General features: G+C 38.8%; 26 protein-coding genes and 1 tRNA gene. 5 read left to right on the forward strand and 22 right to left on the reverse strand.

The window, feature by feature from the left end:
• Positions 1-5: 5 nt before the first annotated feature.
• The gene (gene copZ / locus BLL40_RS08170; protein WP_073711428.1) at positions 6-239 is read right to left on the reverse strand and encodes a copper chaperone CopZ; all 234 of its coding nucleotides are present in this window, start codon (positions 237-239) and stop codon (positions 6-8) included.
• Positions 240-952: 713 nt separating this feature from the next.
• On the opposite strand from copZ, the gene BLL40_RS08175 reads away from it, so the two are divergent.
• Entirely contained in the window at positions 953-1213 is a 261-nt protein-coding gene (locus tag BLL40_RS08175; RefSeq protein WP_073711429.1) for a site-specific integrase, read from the forward strand.
• Positions 1214-1453: 240 nt separating this feature from the next.
• Here the strand turns inward: BLL40_RS08175 and BLL40_RS08180 are convergent.
• Positions 1454-1527: transfer RNA gene (locus tag BLL40_RS08180), tRNA-Arg, on the reverse strand.
• Positions 1528-1815: 288 nt separating this feature from the next.
• Between BLL40_RS08180 and BLL40_RS08185 the strand changes: the two genes are divergently transcribed.
• Entirely contained in the window at positions 1816-2406 is a 591-nt protein-coding gene (locus BLL40_RS08185) for a branched-chain amino acid aminotransferase (protein WP_073711430.1), read from the forward strand.
• Between the two features lie 210 nt (positions 2407-2616).
• On the opposite strand, the gene BLL40_RS08190 is transcribed toward BLL40_RS08185, so the two are convergent.
• The 3 genes from BLL40_RS08190 to BLL40_RS08200 form a co-directional block, all read right to left on the reverse strand.
• Entirely contained in the window at positions 2617-3447 is an 831-nt protein-coding gene (locus BLL40_RS08190) for a 3'-5' exonuclease (RefSeq protein WP_073711431.1), read from the reverse strand.
• Positions 3448-3790: 343 nt separating this feature from the next.
• A complete protein-coding gene (locus BLL40_RS08195; protein ID WP_073711432.1) occupies positions 3791-4750 on the reverse strand; it encodes an aldolase catalytic domain-containing protein in 960 nt (319 codons plus the stop codon).
• Positions 4751-5070: 320 nt separating this feature from the next.
• The gene (locus BLL40_RS08200; protein WP_073711433.1) at positions 5071-5700 is read right to left on the reverse strand and encodes an MBL fold metallo-hydrolase; all 630 of its coding nucleotides are present in this window, start codon (positions 5698-5700) and stop codon (positions 5071-5073) included.
• A gap of 139 nt (positions 5701-5839) precedes the next feature.
• On the opposite strand from BLL40_RS08200, the gene BLL40_RS08205 reads away from it, so the two are divergent.
• Positions 5840-6523, forward strand: a complete 684-nt coding sequence (locus BLL40_RS08205) for a DUF421 domain-containing protein (RefSeq protein WP_073711434.1) — start codon at positions 5840-5842, stop codon at positions 6521-6523.
• Between the two features lie 70 nt (positions 6524-6593).
• Here BLL40_RS08205 and BLL40_RS08210 read toward each other — a convergent pair whose 3' ends face one another.
• The 10 genes from BLL40_RS08210 to BLL40_RS08255 form a co-directional block, all read right to left on the reverse strand.
• Entirely contained in the window at positions 6594-7454 is an 861-nt protein-coding gene (locus BLL40_RS08210) for a DUF421 domain-containing protein (protein WP_073711435.1), read from the reverse strand.
• 33 nt (positions 7455-7487) lie between these two features.
• Positions 7488-7694 carry a DUF1657 domain-containing protein gene (locus tag BLL40_RS08215; RefSeq protein WP_073711436.1) on the reverse strand — a complete coding sequence of 69 codons (207 nt, stop codon included), beginning with the start codon at positions 7692-7694 and terminating at the stop codon, positions 7488-7490.
• 75 nt (positions 7695-7769) lie between these two features.
• Positions 7770-8780, reverse strand: coding sequence for a stage V sporulation protein AD (gene spoVAD, locus BLL40_RS08220; protein WP_073711437.1), 1011 nt, complete (start codon positions 8778-8780; stop codon positions 7770-7772).
• Entirely contained in the window at positions 8780-9259 is a 480-nt protein-coding gene (gene spoVAC / locus BLL40_RS08225; protein ID WP_073711438.1) for a stage V sporulation protein AC, read from the reverse strand. The genes spoVAD and spoVAC overlap by 1 nt, the downstream gene beginning before the upstream one ends.
• A 101-nt stretch (positions 9260-9360) precedes the next feature.
• Positions 9361-9564 carry a DUF1657 domain-containing protein gene (locus BLL40_RS08230; protein ID WP_018393045.1) on the reverse strand — a complete coding sequence of 68 codons (204 nt, stop codon included), beginning with the start codon at positions 9562-9564 and terminating at the stop codon, positions 9361-9363.
• Positions 9565-9799: 235 nt separating this feature from the next.
• Positions 9800-10675 (reverse strand): dimethylarginine dimethylaminohydrolase family protein, encoded by an 876-nt coding sequence (locus BLL40_RS08235; protein WP_073711439.1) that lies wholly within the window; start codon positions 10673-10675, stop codon positions 9800-9802.
• A gap of 341 nt (positions 10676-11016) precedes the next feature.
• Complete coding sequence (locus tag BLL40_RS08240; RefSeq protein WP_245797919.1) at positions 11017-12051, reverse strand: FUSC family protein; 1035 nt, start codon at positions 12049-12051, stop codon at positions 11017-11019.
• A 151-nt stretch (positions 12052-12202) separates the two neighbouring features.
• Positions 12203-12772: a spore coat protein CotJC gene (cotJC, locus tag BLL40_RS08245; RefSeq protein ID WP_073711441.1), complete on the reverse strand. Its 570-nt coding sequence runs from the start codon at positions 12770-12772 to the stop codon at positions 12203-12205.
• Positions 12773-12796: 24 nt separating this feature from the next.
• On the reverse strand, positions 12797-13060 hold the full coding sequence (locus BLL40_RS08250; protein ID WP_073711442.1) for a spore coat protein CotJB: 264 nt from the start codon (positions 13058-13060) through the stop codon (positions 12797-12799).
• On the reverse strand, positions 13053-13301 hold the full coding sequence (locus tag BLL40_RS08255) for a spore coat associated protein CotJA (protein WP_073711443.1): 249 nt from the start codon (positions 13299-13301) through the stop codon (positions 13053-13055). Before BLL40_RS08255 ends, BLL40_RS08250 begins: the two co-directional genes overlap by 8 nt.
• A 91-nt stretch (positions 13302-13392) precedes the next feature.
• On the opposite strand from BLL40_RS08255, the gene BLL40_RS08260 reads away from it, so the two are divergent.
• Positions 13393-13974, forward strand: a complete 582-nt coding sequence (locus BLL40_RS08260; RefSeq protein ID WP_073711444.1) for a YitT family protein — start codon at positions 13393-13395, stop codon at positions 13972-13974.
• Positions 13975-14061: 87 nt separating this feature from the next.
• On the opposite strand, the gene BLL40_RS08265 is transcribed toward BLL40_RS08260, so the two are convergent.
• The gene (locus tag BLL40_RS08265; protein WP_073711445.1) at positions 14062-14640 is read right to left on the reverse strand and encodes a spore coat protein; all 579 of its coding nucleotides are present in this window, start codon (positions 14638-14640) and stop codon (positions 14062-14064) included.
• 203 nt (positions 14641-14843) lie between these two features.
• Here BLL40_RS08265 and BLL40_RS08270 point away from each other — a divergent pair, with 203 nt between their 5' ends.
• Positions 14844-15143 carry a hypothetical protein gene (locus BLL40_RS08270; protein WP_073711446.1) on the forward strand — a complete coding sequence of 100 codons (300 nt, stop codon included), beginning with the start codon at positions 14844-14846 and terminating at the stop codon, positions 15141-15143.
• 24 nt (positions 15144-15167) lie between these two features.
• On the opposite strand, the gene BLL40_RS08275 is transcribed toward BLL40_RS08270, so the two are convergent.
• The 6 genes from BLL40_RS08275 to BLL40_RS08300 form a co-directional block, all read right to left on the reverse strand.
• A complete protein-coding gene (locus BLL40_RS08275; RefSeq protein ID WP_073711447.1) occupies positions 15168-17279 on the reverse strand; it encodes a sensor domain-containing protein in 2112 nt (703 codons plus the stop codon).
• 165 nt (positions 17280-17444) lie between these two features.
• On the reverse strand, positions 17445-18413 hold the full coding sequence (locus tag BLL40_RS08280) for a cation diffusion facilitator family transporter (protein WP_073711448.1): 969 nt from the start codon (positions 18411-18413) through the stop codon (positions 17445-17447).
• A gap of 284 nt (positions 18414-18697) precedes the next feature.
• Positions 18698-20146, reverse strand: a complete 1449-nt coding sequence (locus BLL40_RS08285) for a carbon starvation CstA family protein (protein ID WP_073711449.1) — start codon at positions 20144-20146, stop codon at positions 18698-18700.
• A gap of 125 nt (positions 20147-20271) precedes the next feature.
• Complete coding sequence (locus BLL40_RS08290) at positions 20272-20997, reverse strand: LytR/AlgR family response regulator transcription factor (protein ID WP_073711450.1); 726 nt, start codon at positions 20995-20997, stop codon at positions 20272-20274.
• A complete protein-coding gene (locus BLL40_RS08295; protein WP_245797920.1) occupies positions 20966-22624 on the reverse strand; it encodes a LytS/YhcK type 5TM receptor domain-containing protein in 1659 nt (552 codons plus the stop codon). The genes BLL40_RS08290 and BLL40_RS08295 overlap by 32 nt, the downstream gene beginning before the upstream one ends.
• Positions 22625-22876: 252 nt before the next feature.
• Positions 22877-23461 carry a LysE family transporter gene (locus BLL40_RS08300; RefSeq protein WP_073711452.1) on the reverse strand — a complete coding sequence of 195 codons (585 nt, stop codon included), beginning with the start codon at positions 23459-23461 and terminating at the stop codon, positions 22877-22879.
• Between the last annotated feature and the right edge of the window lie 41 nt (positions 23462-23502).

The following is a 23502-nucleotide window of genomic DNA, read 5'->3' on the forward strand; positions in this document are numbered from 1 at the left end:
CTCCATTATTCAACATCGTAACCTTGATCATCTATTGTCTGTTTAATTTTATTTAAAGAAACTTCTAACGGGTTAAATTCTACATCTACTTTTCCAACATCTAAATGAACCTTAACATAATGGATACCTGCTAATTCACCAACGCTTCCTTCAATAGCTTTCACACAGTGACCACAAGACATACCATTTTCTTTCATTGGTATGATGACATTTTCTCTTCTCAGAAGGGTAATGACCATAATTAGCTTTTTTATCCATTACCTTGCCACCTTAACCGTATTATACTATACCCCCCTATCCTATATAAATGAATAAAATTATATTTTTTAACTTAATTAAAATGGTAGATGAATCATTAATATCCTGTATGTTAATGCCGTAGGCGAAGCAATGCTCACAGTATTTAAAACTGAATTCACAAATGCTGAGTACCTTTGTCTTCCTTGAAAAGCCCATTCTTGAACTTGACAATTGCGTACATTGGTATAACAACATTCGAATTCATGGATCACTGGGTCACGTTAACCTTATTGAATTCAAGCTAAAGTACTGGATGACTGCTCATTCCATATTTTAATTATTGAAGGAGGATCCTTTATATGCTACTGTTTGTCTAGAAGCATAGGATATGGTTATTCTAAGTTTCCTTAATAAATGGAATAGACAACTTATAATTCTTAAGGTCTTTCCTTATAAGAAAAGGTTCGAGTACATAATTATGTGAATGTCCTATAATATTGACTTTTTCGGCCATTGAATAAATATTATGTTAACTTCAAAAAATTATTAAATCAGGCTTCGTCCTCTCAACTCCCCATAATAATTGATATCGTTATCTCAAGTTAACGATAATTTGAGTGTTATCTCCTGTATCCATAACAACCGAGCTTGTTTCGATAATATGCTTATTTTTAACGATAACCATTCACCATTTCTCAAGGAAGTTTTGACATTGAACTTTCATCATGCTGTCGATGAGTTTTTATTGTATTTACAGGTCGAAAAAAACCATGCCGCCAATACGCTGAGTGGCTACGCATACGACTTAAAATCACTGGAACAATTTCTTCTTGCGCATAACCGCTCGATGTATCACACAATTCGCCATTTTGTACAGAACCAGGTCTTGCAGTACAAAGTCAGCGCTAAAACGATACATCCGCGTATTCCCTGTTTGCATTCCTATTCAAATTTTTGTCTTCTTGAAAACTAAGAGCTTTTCCTGTACAGCTTTGCCCTTTTCTTGTTTAAAAAGAGTAATGTCTGCCTCAACCTCAAAAATGCCTTTCTTCTTTGTCACACTGTCTCCTCCAATGTAAGTAATGGAGATAAGTAGAAGCATGTAGGGATATTGTAGAGATAAAAAAAGGATTCTACCACAGTGTTCTAATCTGTGTTAGCATCCCTTATTTGTCCAAAACCCTTTCATATCAAGGTTTGAAATGTAAAATAGCGTCCCAGATAGGAATCGAACCTACGACCTACAGCTTAGGAGGCTGTTGCTCTATCCTACTGAGCTACTGGGACATACAAAATAACATGAACTGCTCCAGTATATTTTTAAAAAGAAAACTTTTCAAGTAATCAGCATTAACTAATTTGTCTATTATGATCGAAACTGTGGATATATGGTACTCTTTATATAATGGCTCTGTTAAATTTCAATGTTGATTTTTAAAAAATACAATGAAAATCCTTATATTGAAGGCTTTTCATCCCTTATTTCTTAAATATCGGTTACAGTTATTTAACCCGTGGTTTATATGCTATGATTGAATGAAACAGGTATGAAAAGATATTAGGAGGACACTCACCATGTTAAAAAAACAAATGGAAATATACATATCAAAAGCTTTAAGTGAGAATAAGGTTGAATTATTTAAAGAGGAAAAGGATTATGTAGAAAGGCATCACCTGACAAATGATTTTACTATAGTAGAAATAGAAAATAGTACCCGCTTTAATGATGCTTATATCGAGCGGAGTAATAAAGAAACCGAAGAATTGATTTCAGAAGAATCAGCTGCATTTTTATCACAACCCCTTGAATACCTAAAAATCAATAAAAGCGAATTCCTTTACTTCGAATCTTCATGGTTTGAATTAATCGGAGTTGAGACACTTTCATTGGAAGTCGATGATGTGTTCGGAACATACAATGCCTTGTTCGGCTTGAAATTCCAGAAGAAAATGGGGAATGTATTAAAGGCTTACTTAAATAATGAACTCCAAGGAGAGATTGGAACATACAGTTTAATGTTCAACCAAAGTGATGGACTATGGGATGTCAATTTTTCCTTGAATAGTGTAGAAGGATTTAAGGAAAAGATGTCTTTAGGTGATGCTTTAAGCCTCATCTATCATTTTCTGTTTATTCTTGTTGAAACAATCGAAGAAGATAATTAAGTAATTATAAACAGCCCCCATCAGCTAAAGATGAGGGCTATTTTGCATTCGTATGACTTTATAGTCAGCGTATAGTGAAATCCTTCCAGTAATTAATTTAGGAAGGTTTTTTAAGCTTGCACGGCTAGAATAAGTGCAAATATTTTATAAATAAAAAGAGGTGTCTTATTCAGACATCTCTTTCACTCAAACTATCGTGTTGACATTTTATCATTTGACAAGCACCAATGCTTTCTGGGCTATATACTTCTCAGATGCCTTTTGTTTTTGCGCGTCAAACTCGGTTTTAAAAACAGCCGTTACGTGTTCATTCAGATCAAGTGCAGCGGCCCGATCCAGCCAGATGGAGCTGGTAAAGAAGGCATCGAATGCCACATCGTCTACGTCATGCTTCTTCATATACGCAAAGATGCATTTCATTAATTGCCTTTTCCCGCTGGATTTCAGTGTATCCTCATACAGATACCGTTCTTCAGGTGTTTTGTTTGATTTGTACGTCGCATGAACATCCAGTTTTCCGTGAAGATAGCGAAACACTTTTAAGGTATTCATCGAATCATCGAAGCTGTTGTGTGCCTGCCCATCTGCTTCGATTTGGAACACCTCCATGGTTTTGGCCAGGCTGGGGGTGTTGCCGTTGAAGGTATCATATAGGCCAAACTGAAGAATCGGCAATATGTCAATATAACTGGACAGGTTCAGAGAAGGAAGTCTGTAACGTTCGCATTCCTTATCCAAGAACCGAAAATCTTCTTTTCCCCATGCCACAAAACAAGATTCCTCCGTGCCAAGAAACACCTTAAATTTCTTTAATACGTGCGGAAAGGCCAGGGCGGAAGACACATCTTGCTGCGTGATGCCTGTTAGTTTTTTCGTAAACGATGTTAACCGTTCTGCTGGCTTTACCAGAGATGAAAAGACATCGACCACCTCTAATGTAGCAGGCGACACTTTCAGGGCCGAGAGTTCGATAATTTCTTCCAGGTGGTGTGGGTCCCATTTCGATGCGTTCCATTCAATATCAAGTACGATGTAATTCACAGTATCCTGCCTCTCTTATTGTCTGTTTCTCATTATACAGCCATTTGAAAAAAGAAACAGGGAAAAATGTGTTTTTCGGACTCTTCGAAAGAAATAGGAATACAAATTTGGCCCCCGTCCATTTCCTTTTTTTATCCGAATATTAATACAATATTTATAGTACTAACTTGCCCTGTTAGTCCCATAAGAAAAAGGTTGCCTCAGCAACCTTTCTTATTGAAGTAAAGCATCCGTTCGTTCAAGTACAATCATGCTAACCTGCCTCTTGATTCCATAATAAATAAAAAGAACCGCCCGCAGGCAACTGTAAGATACGAATATGAATTACAGTTAATAATCTAATCTACTTCGATGCTGAGGCCAAAGTAGTTTCGGGTATTGTTACCTTGTCATAAAAATCTACAAAATTATCCCGATCTGCACTGCCACGGTAAGCCATGGCGACACGAGGGTGTTCGTTGAGCACACCAGAGATCATGTAAGGGATGATATAGCCCCATTCCCACTTTTGACGCATTTCTAACATATGCTTTTCAATGACGCCTAAAACGGGTTTCATTTCATAACGTGGTTTTTGTATATAGCTAACGAGAAGCTCTGTATTACAGTTACCCGCCGCACGACCCATGCCATAAACAGACGAATCAAGGAAAGTAACCCCATTTTTCATCGCAGTTAATGTATTGGCGAATGCCAGCTGCATATTGTTATGCGTATGGATCCCGAGCTGTTTGTTAGGAACCATTGATTGAAATTTTTTCACTTGATGCTCAATATCCGCAGGATCCATGCTCCCAAAGGAGTCCACGATATACACAACATCGACCGGGCTTTCTTTCACCATTTCAAACGCTTCAATAAGCTGATGCTCAGGGACGCTAGATAAAGCCATAATGTTGAGCGACGTCTCATAACCCAAATCATGGAACATTTGTACAAGTTCTAAGCCTTTATCCACTTCACGGACATAGCATGCTACTCGAATCATATCTAAAACACTTTGCTCACGTGGCAGAATGTCATTTGAGTCTACACGACCGATATCTACTAATGCAGATAGCTTCGTGAACTTTTTCTCAGGGATAATTTCTTTCAGGAAATTATCATCAAGAAATCTCCACGGATTGGGCTCAGTCGCGTTAAGAAGCCTCGCTGAGTTTTTGTAGCCGATTTCCATGTATTCAACACCTGCTGCGCTTAAGCCATTATACAGGTCTTGAACAAATTCAATGCTGAAATCCCAATTGTTTATTAAACCTCCATCACGGATGGTACAGTCTAAAATTTTGCTGCGGTGTTCCATAGTTGTAACTTCCTCCTGTTGATTAAGCTCATTAATCATATTATTTTTGAATATTTATGCTTTATATCATGATTCATTTAAAGGTGTCAAACTTATTTTTCAAAAGGTGAACGTTCTAAACTGTAATGGGAGAATTAACAATGACATACATTAGTTTATTCGATCAGCCTAATTCCCTATTAAATGGATTAATATTCACTCATAAGAATGTAACTACGCTAATTACCACCAAAATATTCATCTGAATGTATTTATATTCATAACCAGAGCAAATGAAGCAATTTTAATATTACTCTCTATCTACATCTTTAAAGCACGAGTTATTTTAAAAAAGGATTATGATCTAATTCTTGGCCAATCGTTGTGACACCATCGTGTCCTGGTAATACATATGTATCTTTAGGCAATGTTAAAAGCTTGTTATGAATGCTTTTTAGCAGTTGTTCTTCTTGTCCGCCTGGCAGGTCCGTGCGGCCAATTCCACCCTCAAAAAGCGTATCTCCGACGATAATAAAACCATCCTCTTTGAAGTAAAAGCTAACGCCTCCTGGAGAATGACCGGGCGTTTCATACAAATAAAAGGAAAATCCTTCAATTAAAAGCTCCCCGTCTTTTGTAAACAACTCATCTGCCTCGTTCACAAACATTGGCTGAATTCCCTCATAACGAGAAGATCCATTTAATGATGGGTTCGATAACCATTTTTTTTCGGCTCGATGAAGATACACAGGTATGCTGTAACCTTTACGGATCGTATCTACTGCACCGATATGATCAAAATGGGCATGTGTAAGCAGGATCGCCTTTGGCTGTAATCCTTTCTTTCGTATAAACTGACGAATTTTCTGTTCCTCTCCGCCAGGATCGATGATTAAACAAGACCTTTCATCGTTATAAATAATATACGCATTTGTTTGAAGCGGCCCAAGTGGCAGCTGAATCCATTCCATAATGTCACCTCTTGGTGATAAGTGTACCATGATTTAGATGAAATTTTAATAAATTGCCGCACTAAATGATCCTTCAGACGTATAATCGTTCCTTTTATCTGTCTATACTGATAAAACGCTGAAAAAATAAGATTGGGGGATGGAAAACATTTTTATTGGTATGCTGACAATCAAAGTTATTGTTGGTTTTGCCGTTTTATTTTTTATTGTTATCTTAACAGGCAAAACATCAATTAATCAATTAACACCCTATCATTTGATTTTTGTGTTAGTACTTGGAGACTTATTAGGAAATACTTTATACGATGACGAGATAGAGGTTTATCATTTTTTGTACGCAACCGGATTATGGACACTTTGTATGTTAGGGATAGAATTTATTACACAAAAAAAAAAATCAACACGTTTTCTTTTGGAAGGGAATCCATCTATTATCATCCGGGATGGTATTATAGACCGCGAGATGCTTAGTAAAAATAAATTAGACGTCAATGAAGTAGCAAGCTTGCTTCGACAAGACAATGTATTTTCCATACGTGAAGTTAAATATGGCATATTGGAACCCAATGGTAATATCAGCATATTGCTGAAATCCAAGTATGACAATCCGAACCGACAAGACCTTAATCTTCCAGACACTTCTGTAGATCTGCCAGTCAGCTTAATTATCGATGGCGAAATATTGAAAGATAATTTACAGGAAATTGGATTTGATCAGAAGTGGTTAATTAAAGAAATACAGGCCAGTGGATATCAAGATGAAAAAGAGATCTTATTTGCGGATTGGCGGGATAGTGAAGGCCTTCATATAAGTCCTAAATAAAAATTTTTAACTTTTTAGCTGTAAAGCCACTGATTCGAACTCGAAATAGTGGCTTTGATCATGATATCATTTACCCTTTTAAAATATGTTCCACTTTATCAATGACTTTTTGTAACTTTTCACTGTTTTTACTGTACATACTCTTTGCTTCTTTTCTTTCTGTTCCTAGAGCAAAAAGCTCTAAGTCAGCCTGACATTTTTTCATTGTTGCGAGCAGTAAAGGCATTTCTGTAGGCGGCGGGACTTCAATTTTATCGTCAAAAAGGTCAACAGTTAATTGTCCATAAGAGTCCACCTGTCCAAGGAAGACATTTTCAATGGTAACGCCTAGTTTGTCTAGTTCAGTGTTTAACCAATTTCTGCTTTGATTGATTGTGGACAATGGCTCATCCAGTATTTTACCGTCCATTATAACGGTTTGTGGCTCTTTTATAGAAGGGACTTGTAAGTTTAAATCTTTAGGTGTCAACGGTTGATTTTCTTTTTTCAGTAATATGCTCAAATCACCTGCGGCCTCTAATACAGCAAATTCAACATCAGAAACTTGAAAAACGTCTTTTTTTCGAAGTAACTCCATTAATTCATCTATTGTATACCGTTCCTTCTTCAAATTGTCTTCCATAATCTTTCCGTTTTTAATGAAGACAACTCCTCTGCCCTCCATAAAATCGCGAAAGGCTTTGTTCTTTAATGAAATGAATCCAACTAAAAAGGGTATCGCCGCAAAAACAGCCAGTCCTAGAAGACCATGCATAATATTTTTTTCAACCCCTGTAACCAATTCCCCACCGATGCTGCCAATGGTAATACCGACAACATATTCAAAAAAAGACAATTGAGAAAGCTGCCTTTTACCAAGTAACTTCGTCGTGGCAAAAAGAACCGTTAAAAACAATAAGCTCCGCAGTACTACTTCGAACCATTCTGGCACTGCCTAACACCTCCTGCACACTATAATCCTTTTTTAAAAACCTTTGTACTGAGGTTCTTCTCGTTCTAATTCTCCAACTCGTATTTTTAAATCCGTTACGATTTCATTTACTTCCATCATAGCTTCGTGCAAAGTCCGCCTTGATTCATCGTCTTGTGTTCGCAAAGTTAAACTGGATAAGCTAGCTTCTGCGCCTTTAAGGCTAGCTAGACATTGTTTTACACTGGATGCAACAGTCATCCCATACTCTCCCTTCTTTTTTCATTTACATATCAAAGTTGTTCCTCACAAAGAAAAGAATACAATCAGATTGCGTTATTCACCCCCATATTCAATCGACACGGCATGAGCGATACAAGGTATTGTTTCACCTTGTTGAAAACTTAATGGTGACAATAAAGCCCCTGTCGCGACAACGAGCATTCGTTTGAATTCCCCTTTTTTCATACGGTTTAACAAATGACCATATACAACCGTTGCTGAACATCCTGGTCCACTGGCTCCAGCCAGAACCGGCTGTCCTTCCCGGTAAATCATCAGTCCACAATCCTTATATTGCTCTTCTTGTATAGGTGTCCCGTGTTTTTTTAATAAATCAAGGGAAACTTCATGTCCGACTCGTCCAAGGTCTCCCGTTACAATCAAGTCATAGTAGGAAGGATCAAGATTTCGTTCTCTTAAATGCGCCTCTATCGTATCAACAGCTGCCGGCGCCATCGCCCCACCCATATTTAACGGATCGGTCAATCCCATATCAACGACACGGCCGATTGTTGCAGACGTCACGTGGGGACCTTCCCCCTCGTCACTCAACAAAGCAGCTCCAGCTCCTGTTACGGTCCATTGTGAGGTAGGCGGTTTTTGTGCTCCGTATTCAGTTGGATAACGAAATTGCTTTTCAACCGCTGCGTTATGACTCGAAGCTCCTGTTAATAAATATTTAGCTCCTTTCGTGTTTACGATATAGGCGCCAAGAGCGAGCCCCTCCATAGAAGTTGAGCAGGCACCAAATAAACCGAGATAAGGAGTCCCCAATGTCCCACTGGCGAAACTTGTCGGCGTCATTTGATTAATGAGATCTCCTCCAAGAAGAAACTGAACTTGCTCTTTTCGCAGACCGCCTTTTTCCATTGCTTTTTGGCAAGCTTCTTCAAAAAGTACTCGGTGAGCCTGTTCATACGTATCTTGTTTTAACCATAAATCAGAATGAAGAAGGTCAAAATCATTTGCAAGCATCCCGTTTGCTTCGAACGGTCCGCCTACCGTTCCAGTGGAGATAATAACCGGCTTTTGATCAAAGACCCATGTACGGTGACCCGCTAACATTAAAAACCACCCCACTGTATCAAAATGGTTTTAATCGTAGCAACTACGAAAGCGGAAAAAACGCCGAACAGAATAACAGAACCCGCTAATTTAAACATATTACCGCCCACACCTAGCACAAATCCTTCCGTCCGATGTTCAATAGCAGCCGATATGACGGCGTTTCCGAAGCCGGTAATCGGTACAGCCGATCCTGCTCCTGCAAATTGAGCAAGTCGATCATAAACACCAAAGCCTGTTAAAAGCATAGCGATGAAAATTAACGTTCCTACCGTTGGATGTGAAGCTGTTTGTTCGGTAAAATTGAAAAAAAATATATAAAAGAATTGAATAGCCTGCCCGATTAAACAGATCAATCCACCTATAAAAAAAGCTTTTATGCAATTGCGAGCAACAGGTCGTTTTGTTTCTCGCTCTTTTTGAAGAACTTGGTATTCCTGTTGAACAGGTGTTAATTCTTTTTTTTGATTATTTGACATACGTATACCACTTCCAGTTCTGTTTTCTTTATGCCTTCAATTTCGTAATTTGATAAATGGCAAAAAGGCTGGTGAAGATAACCAGCCTTTTCAGCCTATTATTACTGTTTGTATTGAGGTTCTTCTTGTAAAATTTGCTCAATGCGCGGAGAGAAATTATCAATAATTGTCTGTGCTTGCTGAGCAGCATTCTGATAGAGCGTTTTTGCTTGTTGATTATCCGTACTAAGCGCAAACGTTTCAAAGCTTGCTTGGACCGTTTTAAGTCCGGCCATTGTTTGCTTTACATCATTAATTACTGTCATATTTAATTCCTCCTCGAAATCATTAAGAACAACGTTAGGATGAGGTAAAAAGTTTTTTTTATGAATTGAAAATATACCCAATGATGAAAACCGATTTTCTCATATTGATTATTCGTTAAATGAAACCGGTTTTATTTTTCTGGAAAATAAAGACCGTTTCGATGCTATACCATCGAAACGGCTATAATAATATCCTTTCACTCCTGGAAAAAATTCAAAATGTTTAGTTTATTTTTCAGTGAATACTTATTTTGTCTGATTGACGTAAAATCGGCAATGTACAACAGCGAAAAGAGCCTCCCGATTTAATGATCTCTGAAATATCCACCTCAATCACTTCATATCCCCGCTTCGTAAGCTGATTATTTACATCCTGATTTCCCATCAAACTAAATACTTTTTTTCGTCCGATTGAAAGCACATTCGTTCCAAGTGTAAACTGTTCTTTTTCAGTCACTTCGATTAAATCGAATCGCGATGATAGCATCTTTACAGTATGATGATCAATTGCTTCCGGAAAAATGAATGCCTCATTTGGCGAAATAATATTAAAAACGCAGTCTAAATGCAAATATTTTTCATTAAATGAAATAGGAATTATTTCATAATCAGGAAGGATGCTTTTTAACTGATGAATTGCTCTTTCATTTGTTCGGCTACTCTTCCCAATATAGAGAGTGTTTCCATCGACAATAACATCTCCGCCTTCAATCGAATATTCAATTAGATTAAGAAATGAAATATGCTCTTTTTCAAGCCATTTTTGCAATTCATTTTCCTCTCCTTGTCTGATATCAGCAGCCATTTCAGCAATGAAAATCGTTTGGCCGATTGTAAACCCGATATCTCTTGTGAAGACTTGTTCCGGGTAATGCTGGATGGATGGAAGCTTAATGACTTCTACCCCATGATCGCTAAGCAATTGACTAAATTGACCATGCTGCCACGTCGCACGATCAATATTAATATTTTCGTTTTTAAAATGCTCCTGTGTTTCATTAATAACCTCGCGAATGGCCATAAATTGAGGTTCACATAAAATAACTTTTTGGAGATCATCATATTCGTTATTGCATTGAATTCGCTTAGGTTGATTTGAAACAGCTATCATTTTGCACCCTCCTAGGACGTATACACTTTTAATATAATCTTCCCGTTAGTCATGCACTTGAGTATTCATATTTATCCCGCATTAACGGGCAGTAAGGCCCCCGCTTCAAGACATCGAAAAGAAGGATGAGTGGGGGATCAACTGCCCGTAAAAGCCCGATTGGTTCGGGCCGGCTGAAGCCGGTCACTCAGGTATTGCCGCAGGACGCGGCGCTCTTTACCTGAGTTCCTTTTTATTCAGTGGGGGCTAAGAGGAAGGCAGACTAAGAACGTCACGTCCTGTGACAACGTCTGCATGATTCACATCCTGTGAACCTAACCCCCACTGAATGAAGTTTCACTTTATTTATTTCTTACTTTATAATACTGATCGATTAATTGATCCAATCGCTGTAAATGAAACGTATATTCCACTATAGAAGAAGCAATAATAAATAACCGCAATTTTTGATCTTTGTTTTGGATGTACCGTTCCAATGCTTGTTCAAAAAATACTCCGCTTTGGCTTGATATACCCTGTTCAATATCATCTTCCTGCTTTCTTATTTTCCCCTCATATTTCAAAAATAAATATTCGTGATATCTCGTCAGCTGTTCAAGATGTGCATCGAATAGATGATCTTCCTCATCTGTCGCCTTACTTTGGAAATAGTGCTCTTCTATATTTTCCAGTACTTCTTCCCCTTGTTGAAGCGTTTTTAACATTTGTTTAAATACAACGATTTCTCGCACGTTCACTGGTTTTAATTTTGCCATTTTTTCTCTCTCTTCATCGAAGATTTTAAATTGTTCTTCTAACTTTCGAACGTCGGTCTGTAACTTTTTACTGTGTTCTTGAAATGATGTCTCGGTCATCTCGTTTGAAACAGCTGTGCGTAGAAGTAGCGACATATTTTGAAAAATGGAGTGCACTTTTTCCAAGTAATTTTCCTTATATTTTGGAGGTGATATGAAGAGGTTAACAAGTAGCGCTGATCCAATCCCAATCATAATAATGAAAAAGCGATTCATCGTAAAAAAAAGCTCTTCATTCCCTGGCGCACTCATAATCGCTAATACTGTAACGAGTGTGAGTGGGATCGTACTTTCCATCTTCATTTTTAAACTTAAAGAAATAACTAACACAATGACAAATCCAATTATAATTGGATTATCCCCTAAAAAATAAATTGAAAAGAGAGCAACTGCTGCACCTAATGTATTCGTTATAATCTGATCAAACATCTGCCTCCATGTACGATAAATTGACGGCTGGACCGTGAATATCGCAGCTACTCCCGCAAAGACAGCAGGTTCCAAATTCAAAATCATACATATGTATAATGCCAGTGTAACAGCTATTCCTGTTTTCAGTACACGCGGTCCTAAAATCATCATTCCATCTCCATTCCGTCACCCTTCTTAAATATACAAATGAATAAAGACACTTCCACTTGATTTTAGTGAAAGTGTCCGTATAAATAAAGACATTCGTATTATAATGCGGAATACGTAATTTATTTTTTCATTATGCTGTTCCGTTTAAAACTTAAAATATTTTTTTGCGATCACGTTCTTCTTTTAATATTTCAACAGCTTCTCTGAAACGCTGTGAGTGAATAATTTCTCTTTGTCTTAAAAAACGGAGTGAATCATTCAAATCTGGATCATCGGACATATCGATAATCCACTGATAAGTCGCTCTCGCTTTTTCTTCCGCTGCAATGTCTTCATATAAATCAGCAATCGGATCGCCTTTTGCTTGAATGTAAGAAGTGGTAAATGGGACACCCGCTGCATTATTATAAAACAAAGCGCTGTCATGGGCGACAAAGTGCTCACCTAGTCCTGCATCTCTTAACTGCTGTGGGGTTGCGTCTTTTGTTAATTTGTAAATCATCGTTGCAATCATTTCTAAATGAGCAAATTCTTCTGTACCAATGTCTGTTAGCAATCCAACTACTTTTTCCGGAATTGTATAACGTTGATTTAAATAGCGAAGAGCAGCCGCAAGTTCACCGTCTGCCCCACCGTACTGCTCCGTTAAATACTTGGCTAAAGTGGGGTTACAAGTACTGACTTTTACAGGATATTGAAGTTTTTTTTCATAACTCCACATTGGATTCCCACCTTTTCCATTTCGTTATACTTGCCACGGCCACGGACCACTTTTCCATGCCCAAAATTCAGGTGTACGATTAAGGCTACCTTGCTCTAGAGGACCAAATGCTGCTTCGAACTTTTCTTTAAGCTGTTTGCTGTAATGAGCATATTGATTGTATTGCTGGATCGCTTGCATATCAGTGGGATGAGTGTCTAAGTATAACGTCAATTCAATGAGAACAAAGTCAGCCACTTGAATTTCCTCTAACTGCTTATAATACTCTTGAGGCAACGTTTTAACCATTTCCCTTACCTGCTCTCTTTTTATAAGGATTTTCATAAAAATCATAGAAAAAAGCCCATAATGTACCACTTTTCAATGCCTCTGCAGGAGAAAACTGTGGAAGATTTGGCGGTTGAAACCCTAAATATAAGTTCGGCGGAGTACTATAATATTTGCGACCAATAGGTGGACATGGATCACAAGGGCCGTGAAACGGAACGTACGATTTTACTTTTGTAAACGTCTCTGGATTACTTTTCATTATTTTTCACCTCACTAAATGACTTGCTTTGTAATCATATACATTTCCCCTACTGTATATGCTAAAACATCTTATTAGAGATGGGAGTAACATGCACTTTTTACACAAAACAATTGCAATTATGGTGGGAAGCTTCTTATTAGGTGTTGGGGTGAATATTTTTCTCGTTCCTTATAAATTATTGGATGGAGGAACCATTGGAATCGGTCTGATCTTGCACTATTTGACGGGGATAAAAGTCGGGTTCGTTGTGATTATCATCAGTATTCCCATTTTTATGTTGTCATGGGTGTATAAACGCTCTTATTTGTATAACAGCCTTCATGGAATGCTATTTTCCTCCCTTATGATCGATATGCTCTATCCGCTGCATTCTGTAGGAACAAATTTATATCTAGCCCCTCTTACAAATGCTGTAATTGGAGGGATCTTTGTAGGATCAGGGCTTGGCCTTATGCTTCGATTTGATACAAGTATCGGCGGAACTGATTTGCTTGGTCAAATGTTTGCGAGGTATATAAACCTGAATCCAGGAATAGTGATTTTTCTTATTGATTTCTTCATTGTTTTTACCGGAAGCATTTTCTTTTTAAATACTTCCCCTTTTTTATCCTGCCTCACCGTTTTTTGTGTAGGGATCATGAGCAGCCTATTTTCAATAAAGAATAAATAACGTAAAAGCAAAATTTTTCATTAAATACTTTTATATGTAAGTGTAAAAATAATCCCGCTGTCACGAAGACAGCGGGATTATTTTTAATTAACGTGCTGCAACTGCCTCAGAAGCTGGTGCATACGATTGCATGATTGCCTGCATGTCTGTAATTGGAAGCTGCGGCACTTGATAGTAGCCATTTTTATTTTGATAAATCGAGATCTCATACGCCATTTCAATACAGTTTGGAATCGAATCAGCTAACACCCGGCGTACGACAGGATTTGTCGTTTCCATCGCAGCACCTGTTTTTACTGTAGCTAATGATTTCGCCGAGCCAAGCATCCATCCAGAAATAATCTCATCATTAATTTCGGTTTCTGATTGAATCGGTTTTTTTGGCTGAGTTGGTGTTAGTCCAAATTTGAATGTGTTGTTTTCTTTCATCATATAAGTTTTTGTCGGTACTGCCGGATCTTGACCCGATTTAAAACAATCAACAATGGTGTTGTACGTCTGCTGCATAAATTGATGCTGACGATCCAATATGTCCAACAATTCCTGATCTTTTACTTTTGACCGGAGCACCGTGTATTTGTTTAATGCGCCGATTGTACATGATAATACTTCATGGACATCAAAAATCTCATGTGCACCATGGTTAAACTGTGGGGAAATATTCATGTGTATTCGCCTCCTCAAGATTGTGGTACGCGCTTATTATGGAGCACCGATTTTTTTTTATACGATGGAATTATTTACTGACATCGGCTACTTGTGAAATGAAAATGGTATGTATCACAATGCTGTCTTTTTCCTCTTGCTTATGTAAAAATGAATGATAGGGTCAACTATTTACAATATGGAAATGGAAAGGGTTAAGACAATTGAATAAAAAAGAGCTAGAAAACAGTATAATTGAAAATTATCAGCGTGATGAACAAATGATGGTGTTTATTTTCGCTCAGTGGTGTGTTAATAACGATTTTGATCCAATTGAGCTGTATACGAGAGCCTATCCGAATCAGGTGGCTAACGACGCACTTAAACAAGCCATCGAGTTAACTGTGCCTAAAGAAGAAGCAGGCACTATTGCAAATGAAACAATGTTAAACGTGCTGTCACTTTACGGAAACGATGATTTAGCGTTTATCGTGACGAAAAAAATGGGATATGACAAAAAATAACTAGTAGCCTTTTAGGCGATTTTATTAAGCTAAATAAGCAAATGGATGCATAAAAAAAGTGTCCATTTTTTCTGCAGACATCGGTTTTGCAAAAAAATAACCCTGTGCTTCTTGGCAGTTCATTTCTTTTAAAAAGGTGACCTGTTCGATCGTTTCCACGCCTTCTGCAAGGACATCCATCTTCAAATTTTTAGCGAGTGTAATGATCATCGCCACAATGGCTTTATTCGTGTCATCCAGTGTTTTAACGAATGTTTGGTCAATTTTAAGCCGATTAATTGGAAAATGACGGAGCGAACTGAGGGAACTGTAGCCTGTCCCAAAGTCGTCCATACTCACATGGATGTTTAAGTCCTTTAACTTTTGCAAAACAGAATGGAGAAATTCCCCTTCAAGTATCATGCTTTCCGTTAGTTCAAGGTCCAGCCAATCCGGTGATAAACCGGTTTGTTCAAGGACTTCTTTCACAGTGTTGACAAACGTAGGCTGTGTGAACTGTCGGACAGACACATTGACACTGACTCGTATGGCTGGAAAACCGGCCTCCTGCCATTTTTTATTTTGCCGGCAGGCTGTTTGCAGCACCCACTTGCCAATCGGTATAATTAAACCGGTTTCTTCCGCGAGCGGAATAAAGTCAGCGGGTGAAATCATCCCGAGCTCTGGATGTTCCCAGCGGATCAGTGCTTCCACCCCTAATATGTGGCCCGATTGAAGATCGAATTGAGGCTGATAATGCAAGTGAAACTGGCCGCGTTCCAATGCTTTGTGTAACTCTCGCTCCATCTTCATTTTTTTCGCATTTTTTTCATCGAGTTCTTTCGTGAAAAATTGATAATTATTTTTGCCGTTCTCTTTCGCTAAGTACATCGCTGCATCGGCGTGTTTAATCAATGTCTCGCTGTCTTGTCCGTCCTCCGGGTACATGCTAATGCCGATGCTGGCCGTCACGAAAATCTCTATTTCATGAATAGCGATCCGTTCCCCTATATAATGGATCAGGTGCGCCGCCAGTGCTTCTGCTTCTTTGCGGTCTGTATGAGGCAATAAAAGGGCGAATTCATCTCCACCAATGCGGGCGACCATATCCCCTGCGCGCAGGCACTCTTCAATCCGTCTTGCGATCAACTTCAACACTTGATCCCCAAGATTGTGGCCCATCGTATCATTAATATTTTTAATGCGGTCCAGATCGATGTAGACCACGGCAAATGGATAATGGGGACTCAAAGAGTCAACGGCTTTCATGTTTTCTTGAAATAACCGGCGGTTTGGCAGCCCCGTTAAGTAATCGTAATGAGCGACACGGTAGATCGCTTTTTCTGCTTTTTTCCGCTCGGTAATATCGGTGGCTGTTCCCACCACTTCGACAATTTCACCCTTTTCAAAAATGGGTGATAAGTAAATCAGAAGTGTGTGTTTGAAAATTCCGATTTCGAAGTCGACCGCTTTTCCTTTATACGCTTTAGCGAAATAGGCTTTTATTTTTCTCACCACTTTCGCTGAAAAAAGGGCATCCAGCTTTTTCCCTTGCACAAAACTTGTCGTATAACCTAACGGTTCCAAAATTTTTCCTTCCAGCAACGTCAGCTGAAATTCTCCTTCATCGGTCTGTTTGTATTTAAAAACGGCATTGTGCAAATTTTTCACCGTTTGTCGAAAGTCATTTTTCAGTGCCATTTTCAGTTGTTCTTCCGCTTTTTTCCGATCCGTAATATCGCTTCGGATCGAGACAAACTGGTAAGGATGACCCTGATCATCGAGAAACGGTACAATCGTTGTGTTTACCCAGTACTCTGAGCCGTCTTTCGCCCGATTTTTAATATCGCCTTTCCAAATATCCCCTTGCTTGATCGTTTTCCACATGTGCTGAAAAAAGGAGTGTGGGTGAAAACCAGAATTGATGAGGCGATGTGTTCGCCCTAGGAGTTCATGACGTTCATATTTAGATATTTCGCAAAAACGATCATTCACATAGGTAATCATACCGGCCGCATCGGTAATCACGAGGATGGAAGACTGATCGAGTGCGTACTGAATATCATATAAATCTTTCATAACACGCTCATAATCAAGGGGTAATTCCTCTTCGTAACGAGACGTCCCTAAGTAAAACAGATTATACATTTCATCCATTTATCCATCTTCCTTTCATAAAGTGAAACATCATTCAGTGGATGCTTATTGCCTATTAAAGCAGAATAAAAAGAAAAAACATACATTTTTATCATTATAAGACATATAGTCCTTTTTGACTATAAAAACCGGATTGATTCATATCAATATCAATCCGGTTTTGCTTCATTGTTTATTAGTAGTTGTCATCTGCCAGCTCGAATTATCGTCATCTTCAATAATGCCGAGCGCAACATCTGCAATTTCTTTTTCTCCTAGCAATCGGTCTCTGACTCGGAATTTAATGTCGTCCGCTTCTGCAAGTGATAATCCTTTACGCAGTTCGATGATGCCGTCAACATGATACGAGCGGCCTTCCTGTAAAATGCGTAAATGATGAATGTCTACTGTATCCGCATCTTCTAAAATAACCTTTGCTACTTTTTCTTCTACTTCAACAGGAGCTGCCACACCGATAAGACCGACCATGTTGTCATATCCGACACGGAAGGCAACAAAAACCATCAATAATCCAATTAATATTGTAATGACACCGTCTGCTGCAAGGATACCAAAAAACTGCGCAAGTGTAATCCCAATAAGCGCTAAAAAGGCGCCCGATGTCGCGACTAAATCTTCATAAAAGACAAGGCGCGTTGCAGGTGATGCTTTGCCGACATTTCGAAACGCTTGTGTCAAAATATTTCCGCTTTTTTCAACGTGTGCTTCTTCCAAAATTTCTTTCATCGCTTTAAATAAAATAAATCCATCAATAATGATGGCTGCTACAAGAACAGCTACATTTAGTAAAAAGTCTGTAGATTCTTCTGGATGCTGAAGCAATTTCCATCCTTTTAAAATCGTTTCGTATGCCATAATTGTAACGACGATGACGGCGATCATACAAAAGATGTTCACAACCCGGCCGAATCCGGTTGGGAACCGTTTTGACGGCTTCATTTCCGCCAGTGCACTGCCAAAATACACAAATCCCTGATTCACAGCATCTGCTAGTGAATGCATAGCAGATGCAAACATCGTCCCGCTTCCGCTAAACGAGGCCGCAATAAATTTCAAAACCGCTAACACGGTATTGCCTATCGCCGCAATACCTGAAGATGTATTTCCTTTTTTCAATAACTGAACAATCGCCATATACGACCTCCTATTTTTCCATATATCACTATACCCTAGAAGTGTTTGTTTGTATCCCGACCTTTATTAAAGTTTTTATAAATGAATAAATAAAAGATTTACCAATCGATAAGTTAGTTGAAAAGATTGTTAGTTTGAAATCGTACGGGACACCACCTGAAATTAGTACTTCAAGTATACAATAAAAACAGCGCTCCTTTCCTCGATAAATCGAGGAAAGGAGCGCTGTTTAGTTTGAAGGTACTTTTTCAGTGGCCTCATCAAAACAAGAGAGCCTTTTTTGCTTATGCGGCTGGCGGATCTGTTATGTCTTCTTCAAGCGGCACATTTTCGTTTCGTGCTCGAATGGCTCTTTTATAAAAAAGCCCTATAATAATAACTGTAATGACTGCACCGCCGTAATAGGCGATTTCAAGCGGCAGATTAAAGCCAATTTGGGCGTTCAAAATGTAAGTCATAGTCGCCATCGTCATGAAAATGGCAGGAATCATGGCGACAAAGTAATTTTTGCCGGCAATGAACAAGTAGACAGCCGCAACCCATAACGCGATAACTGCTGTCGATTGGTTTGCCCACGAGAAGTAGCGCCATAAAATATTAAAGTCAATTTTCGTTAATACGAATGAAATAATGAACAAAGGTACGGCTATCCAAAGACGGCTTGATAATTTCATCTGACTGACGTTCATGTAGTCCGCAATAATCATGCGGGCACTGCGAAATGCTGTATCGCCTGATGTAATGGGCAAGACAATTACACCAAGGATTGCCAGCGTACCGCCAATAGCACCAAGTGATAAAATAGACGCTTCGCTGACAACAGCTGCTGGTCCCCCATTAGCTAAAAGTTCGTTTAAACCAACTGGTCCTTGAAACAAGCTCATCGCTGCTGCTGCCCAAATCATAGCAATCATACCTTCTGCAATCATCATGCCGTAGAAAATTTTACGGCCCTGTTTTTCATTTTGCGTCGTCCGTGAAATAATGGGCGTCTGTGTCGCATGGAAACCGGACAATGCACCGCATGAAATAGTTAAGAACAAGAGCGGGAATATCGGCAAGTTATCTGGGTGCATGTTAGTCAACGTCAATTCTGGAATAGGTGCACCTGTCGCAACGAGTGAAACCCCAACACCAACGGCGCTTATAATCAGCAAAGCACCAAAGATCGGATAAAAACGTCCGATAATTTTATCAATTGGTAAAAGTGTCGCCAAAATATAGTAAGCAAAGATCATTCCAACAATGAGGCTGATACCCATCCACCCATCCATTAAGTTGTACAAAAGATCTGCCGGTGATGTGACGAATACTGTACCGACTAAAAGTAATAGCAAAATAGCAAAGGCATTTACAACATGTTTCATGGCCTTGCCTAAAAATTTTCCCGCTAGTTCTGGCAAGTGTGCACCACGGTTACGGATGGAAATCATTCCTGTTAAATAGTCATGCACTGCTCCTGCAAAAATACAGCCAACGACAATCCAAATGAATGCAACTGGACCATATAATGCACCCATAATGGGCCCGAAGATCGGGCCGACACCGGCAATGTTGAGCAGTTGAATTAATGAATTTTTCTTCGTATTCATTGGCAGGTAATCTACGCCGTCCTGATGTGTATAAGCTGGTGTCGAACGCTCTTCTTTGACGCCAAACATATTTTCAATAAACTTTCCATATGTAAAATACCCGACAACTAGTAAGACTAATGCGCCTAGAAATGTATACATCGTAACTCCCCCTCATTTTTTGTAATCGTTTTCAATTAGTATACTGAAAGAGAATATGAAAAAGAGAGAAATGGAATGACATGTACGTGAAAGCGCTTATCATGTAAAGATAAAGCGCTAACGTGTCATATTTCAAGCTGATGGCGCAGTTCTTTCGCGTAGTTACGGCTGACCGATAATACTTCCTGCCGTCCTTTTAGTTCGAGCTGATATGCGCCATTAAACCATGGCGTCAGCTTTTGAACATAATCCAGATGAACAAGAAAGCTTTTATGAATACGAAAAAATGGATATTGCTCGAAGCGGGACTCCAAGTCTTTTAATGTCATTTTCACTTCATACTCACTGTCTGCTATAACAATTTTGCTTAGTTTCTCTTCACGTGTCACATAAATAATGTCATTTGGATTAATATATATAATCTCTCCGTCTGATTCCACTGCAAATTTTCCTGTGTTTTTTTTTACGACTCTTTTTTCTGGGAGCAGCTTTTGAATCCTGCTGACAGTTTCCTTTATATCCTCTTCTTCAAACGGCTTTAATAAATAATGAACGGCTTCATAACGAAAGGCTTCAACCGCAAACTGCGGATAGGCCGTAGCAAACACAATGCCAGGTACTTTTTTCAGCTCTCGTATTGATTTTGCAGTATCAATCCCATTCATACCAGGCATTTCAATATCTAAGAAGACTACGTCCGGCTGCAGCTGGACACATTTCACAACAGCTTGCTCGCCCGAATCTGCTTCACCGATTACCTCAATAGATGGATGATTTGAAAGTAAATGAATAAGTTCTTTACGGCTGTAGGGCTCATCATCAGCGACGAGTACTCGTATTTGATGATTCATCGTTTACCATTCCTTTCATAGGTACAGAAAAAGAGACGCTTGTGCCTCCAGACTCCCGCTTCGTAAAAATGAGTTTTGATGTTTCTCCGAACAGCATGATCAGCCGGCGATTTACATTATATAAACCAATTCCACTCCCATTATCAGATGAAACCGGTTGTTGACCGATGATGGCCAGCTGTTCGACTTCAATACCCGGTCCGTTATCACAGACGCAGATGATGACAGAATCTTTACACTGCTTAATGGAAACAGTCACTTCACTATGGCTGTTTGTTTCTGACAGGCTGTATTTCACCGCATTTTCCACGATCGGCTGCAAGGTGAGCGGAGGAACCATTGCATGCAGAATCGTGTCATCAATGTGATACCGCACTGATAACTTGTCTTCAAAACGAGTTTCTTCAATCGAAAGATAGGCCTTTACATGCTGCAGCTCCTCCAATAACGTCGTCCATTCTGCTGTAGTCGCAGATAAATTTTTCCTTAAAAAATGCGAAAGTGATAGAAGCAGTCTCCTTGCTTTGTCCGGTTCAATTCTTGTTAATGACACAATTGTATTTAATGAATTAAATAAAAAATGCGGGCTAATTTGTGCTTGAAGAGCTTTAATTTCTGCTTCTTTCGCCAGGCTGAACGTTTTTTCTATTTCAGCCATTTTCAGCTGATTACCTAGCAGCGAACTGATCCCAAGCAGTGATTCAATGGCGAGTTCAGTTGCTTCTTTTTCAGAACGGAAATAAAACAGCAAGAGCCCGGCATTTTTTGCCCCTTGTTGAATCGGTGCTGCTATAACAGTATCGTATCCGCTTTTTGTTATCGTATAAGCACTATTTCCCACGTTTAAGGGTGGAGCTGGCTTACCAGTCCCCACAAAAGCAAGGATTCGTTCATGATTCATAATGGAAACAGCACTCGTCGGAACTTCTTTATGAACGATTTCGCAAATGAGTTGAGCGGATTCAGCATCAAGTCCATTTCGTAAATGCTTAATCGTTTCACTGGCGAGACGCAACGTTTTTTGAGCTTGCAAAGCAGCTGCTTTTTCTTCTTCATTGATGACGCTTTTAATAATAAGCAGGAATAATGCCGCACCAAGTCCATTGGCGAGAATCATTGGAATGCCAATCTGCTCCACGAGGATCAGAGCACGGTCAAAAGGCTTAGCAATGAGCAAAATCATCCCCATCTGCAAGCATTCACTTAATGCACCGGCAAAAAAGGCTGTTGACAATGTTATACCATTTTTCTTTTGATGGAATCGACCTGCAATCAATCCAGCCAAAACGGAAGCAGATCCGCACGCAATATCTGTAAAGCCACCAAGTGTGTAACGATGGATACCTGCAATCAGGCCCGTTCCAAGCCCCACTTTCCATCCGCCAAACAACCCGGCCATCACGATGCCAATCACGCGAGAATTGGCAATTGCTTCTTCATTAGCCAGATCAAATGCCCAGACATTAAATTGGCCAGAATCGGAGTTAAATGCTATACCGGAGTACGTCCCAATAATACCGAAAAAGCTAAAAAAGAAAATCGCCTTAATTCGCTGATCATTTTCAAGGTGATCACGGTAAATGATTTCACGAAAAAAAGACAGGCGTGTTAAAACAAAGGCAATCATAACGATAATTCCAAGCCGCTCAAGCATGGTGAATAAAAGTTCGATGATGGCAGATCACCCCCTCTTTTATTATACAATGCCGTTCAAAAAAGACTTATTTTTTTATATGGAAATATACAACAATCACGAATCGTGATAGAAGAAGTATTGTCAACATTTCAGTGATTTTTGTACGCTAAGCAAATTCAAATCTTAAAAAAGTCGATAGTCTTGTGTATCTAACCTGCCCTTTAGTTGAACAAGATACCTGTTTTATTCTACAAGAATCGATACGGCACTATACACTAATAACAAAGCCATAATAATATTAAACGGACTACTATACTTTGTTAGAAACCTTTGAAACAGTGAACCAAACACACTCCAACACATAGTACTAAGAAAACCAACAAAAGCGAGAAATAATGAATATCCTAGTAAGCTGAAATTTGAAGTATGATATGGCAGGATAAAGGTTGATATTGCTGTTATGCCATATAAAATACCTTTTGGATTTACGAATTGTAAAAGCATACCTGTAAAAAAACCGTTATTTTTATCCTCATCATCGTCTTTACCATTATTTTTACTCCCCATTATTTTTATAGCCAAATACAGCATATAGATTGCGGCTAAGATCGTCATAATAAATTCAATTTTGGGAATGTAATTTTTAAGCAAAAGATTAAAATAACTAGATAATAACATGATGACAAAGAAGCCTGCACCTACTCCTAAACAAAACCTAAGTGTCTTTTTAAATCCGTATTTATTAGCAAATGACATGGCCATAATATTATTAGGACCTGGAGTAAAACTAGTAACAAAAACATATAGCAAAAACGACAATAAAGGCATATTGGCCCCCTTTTTCAAATTATGTTATAATGACCAAAATG

Source organism: Domibacillus mangrovi, from assembly GCF_001906925.1.
Taxonomy (GTDB): Bacteria; Bacillota; Bacilli; order Bacillales; family Domibacillaceae; genus Domibacillus; species Domibacillus mangrovi.

What these genes read in the sequence shown, in the direction of transcription:
- copZ (WP_073711428.1), bottom strand. Translation starts at nt 239, where the DNA reads ATGGTCATTACCCTTCTGAGAAGAGAAAATGTCATCATACCAATGAAA.
- BLL40_RS08185 (WP_073711430.1), top strand. Translation starts at nt 1,816, where the DNA reads ATGTTAAAAAAACAAATGGAAATATACATATCAAAAGCTTTAAGTGAG.
- BLL40_RS08195 (WP_073711432.1), bottom strand. Translation starts at nt 4,750, where the DNA reads ATGGAACACCGCAGCAAAATTTTAGACTGTACCATCCGTGATGGAGGT.
- BLL40_RS08200 (WP_073711433.1), bottom strand. Translation starts at nt 5,700, where the DNA reads ATGGAATGGATTCAGCTGCCACTTGGGCCGCTTCAAACAAATGCGTAT.
- BLL40_RS08205 (WP_073711434.1), top strand. Translation starts at nt 5,840, where the DNA reads ATGGAAAACATTTTTATTGGTATGCTGACAATCAAAGTTATTGTTGGT.
- BLL40_RS08215 (WP_073711436.1), bottom strand. Translation starts at nt 7,694, where the DNA reads ATGACTGTTGCATCCAGTGTAAAACAATGTCTAGCTAGCCTTAAAGGC.
- spoVAD (WP_073711437.1), bottom strand. Translation starts at nt 8,780, where the DNA reads ATGTTAGCGGGTCACCGTACATGGGTCTTTGATCAAAAGCCGGTTATT.
- spoVAC (WP_073711438.1), bottom strand. Translation starts at nt 9,259, where the DNA reads ATGTCAAATAATCAAAAAAAAGAATTAACACCTGTTCAACAGGAATAC.
- BLL40_RS08230 (WP_018393045.1), bottom strand. Translation starts at nt 9,564, where the DNA reads ATGACAGTAATTAATGATGTAAAGCAAACAATGGCCGGACTTAAAACG.
- BLL40_RS08235 (WP_073711439.1), bottom strand. Translation starts at nt 10,675, where the DNA reads ATGATAGCTGTTTCAAATCAACCTAAGCGAATTCAATGCAATAACGAA.
- BLL40_RS08240 (WP_245797919.1), bottom strand. Translation starts at nt 12,051, where the DNA reads ATGATGATTTTAGGACCGCGTGTACTGAAAACAGGAATAGCTGTTACA.
- cotJC (WP_073711441.1), bottom strand. Translation starts at nt 12,772, where the DNA reads ATGTGGAGTTATGAAAAAAAACTTCAATATCCTGTAAAAGTCAGTACT.
- BLL40_RS08250 (WP_073711442.1), bottom strand. Translation starts at nt 13,060, where the DNA reads ATGGTTAAAACGTTGCCTCAAGAGTATTATAAGCAGTTAGAGGAAATT.
- BLL40_RS08255 (WP_073711443.1), bottom strand. Translation starts at nt 13,301, where the DNA reads ATGAAAAGTAATCCAGAGACGTTTACAAAAGTAAAATCGTACGTTCCG.
- BLL40_RS08260 (WP_073711444.1), top strand. Translation starts at nt 13,393, where the DNA reads ATGCACTTTTTACACAAAACAATTGCAATTATGGTGGGAAGCTTCTTA.
- BLL40_RS08265 (WP_073711445.1), bottom strand. Translation starts at nt 14,640, where the DNA reads ATGAATATTTCCCCACAGTTTAACCATGGTGCACATGAGATTTTTGAT.
- BLL40_RS08275 (WP_073711447.1), bottom strand. Translation starts at nt 17,279, where the DNA reads ATGGATGAAATGTATAATCTGTTTTACTTAGGGACGTCTCGTTACGAA.
- BLL40_RS08280 (WP_073711448.1), bottom strand. Translation starts at nt 18,413, where the DNA reads ATGGCGATTGTTCAGTTATTGAAAAAAGGAAATACATCTTCAGGTATT.
- BLL40_RS08285 (WP_073711449.1), bottom strand. Translation starts at nt 20,146, where the DNA reads ATGTATACATTTCTAGGCGCATTAGTCTTACTAGTTGTCGGGTATTTT.
- BLL40_RS08290 (WP_073711450.1), bottom strand. Translation starts at nt 20,997, where the DNA reads ATGAATCATCAAATACGAGTACTCGTCGCTGATGATGAGCCCTACAGC.
- BLL40_RS08295 (WP_245797920.1), bottom strand. Translation starts at nt 22,624, where the DNA reads ATGATTGCCTTTGTTTTAACACGCCTGTCTTTTTTTCGTGAAATCATT.
- BLL40_RS08300 (WP_073711452.1), bottom strand. Translation starts at nt 23,461, where the DNA reads ATGCCTTTATTGTCGTTTTTGCTATATGTTTTTGTTACTAGTTTTACT.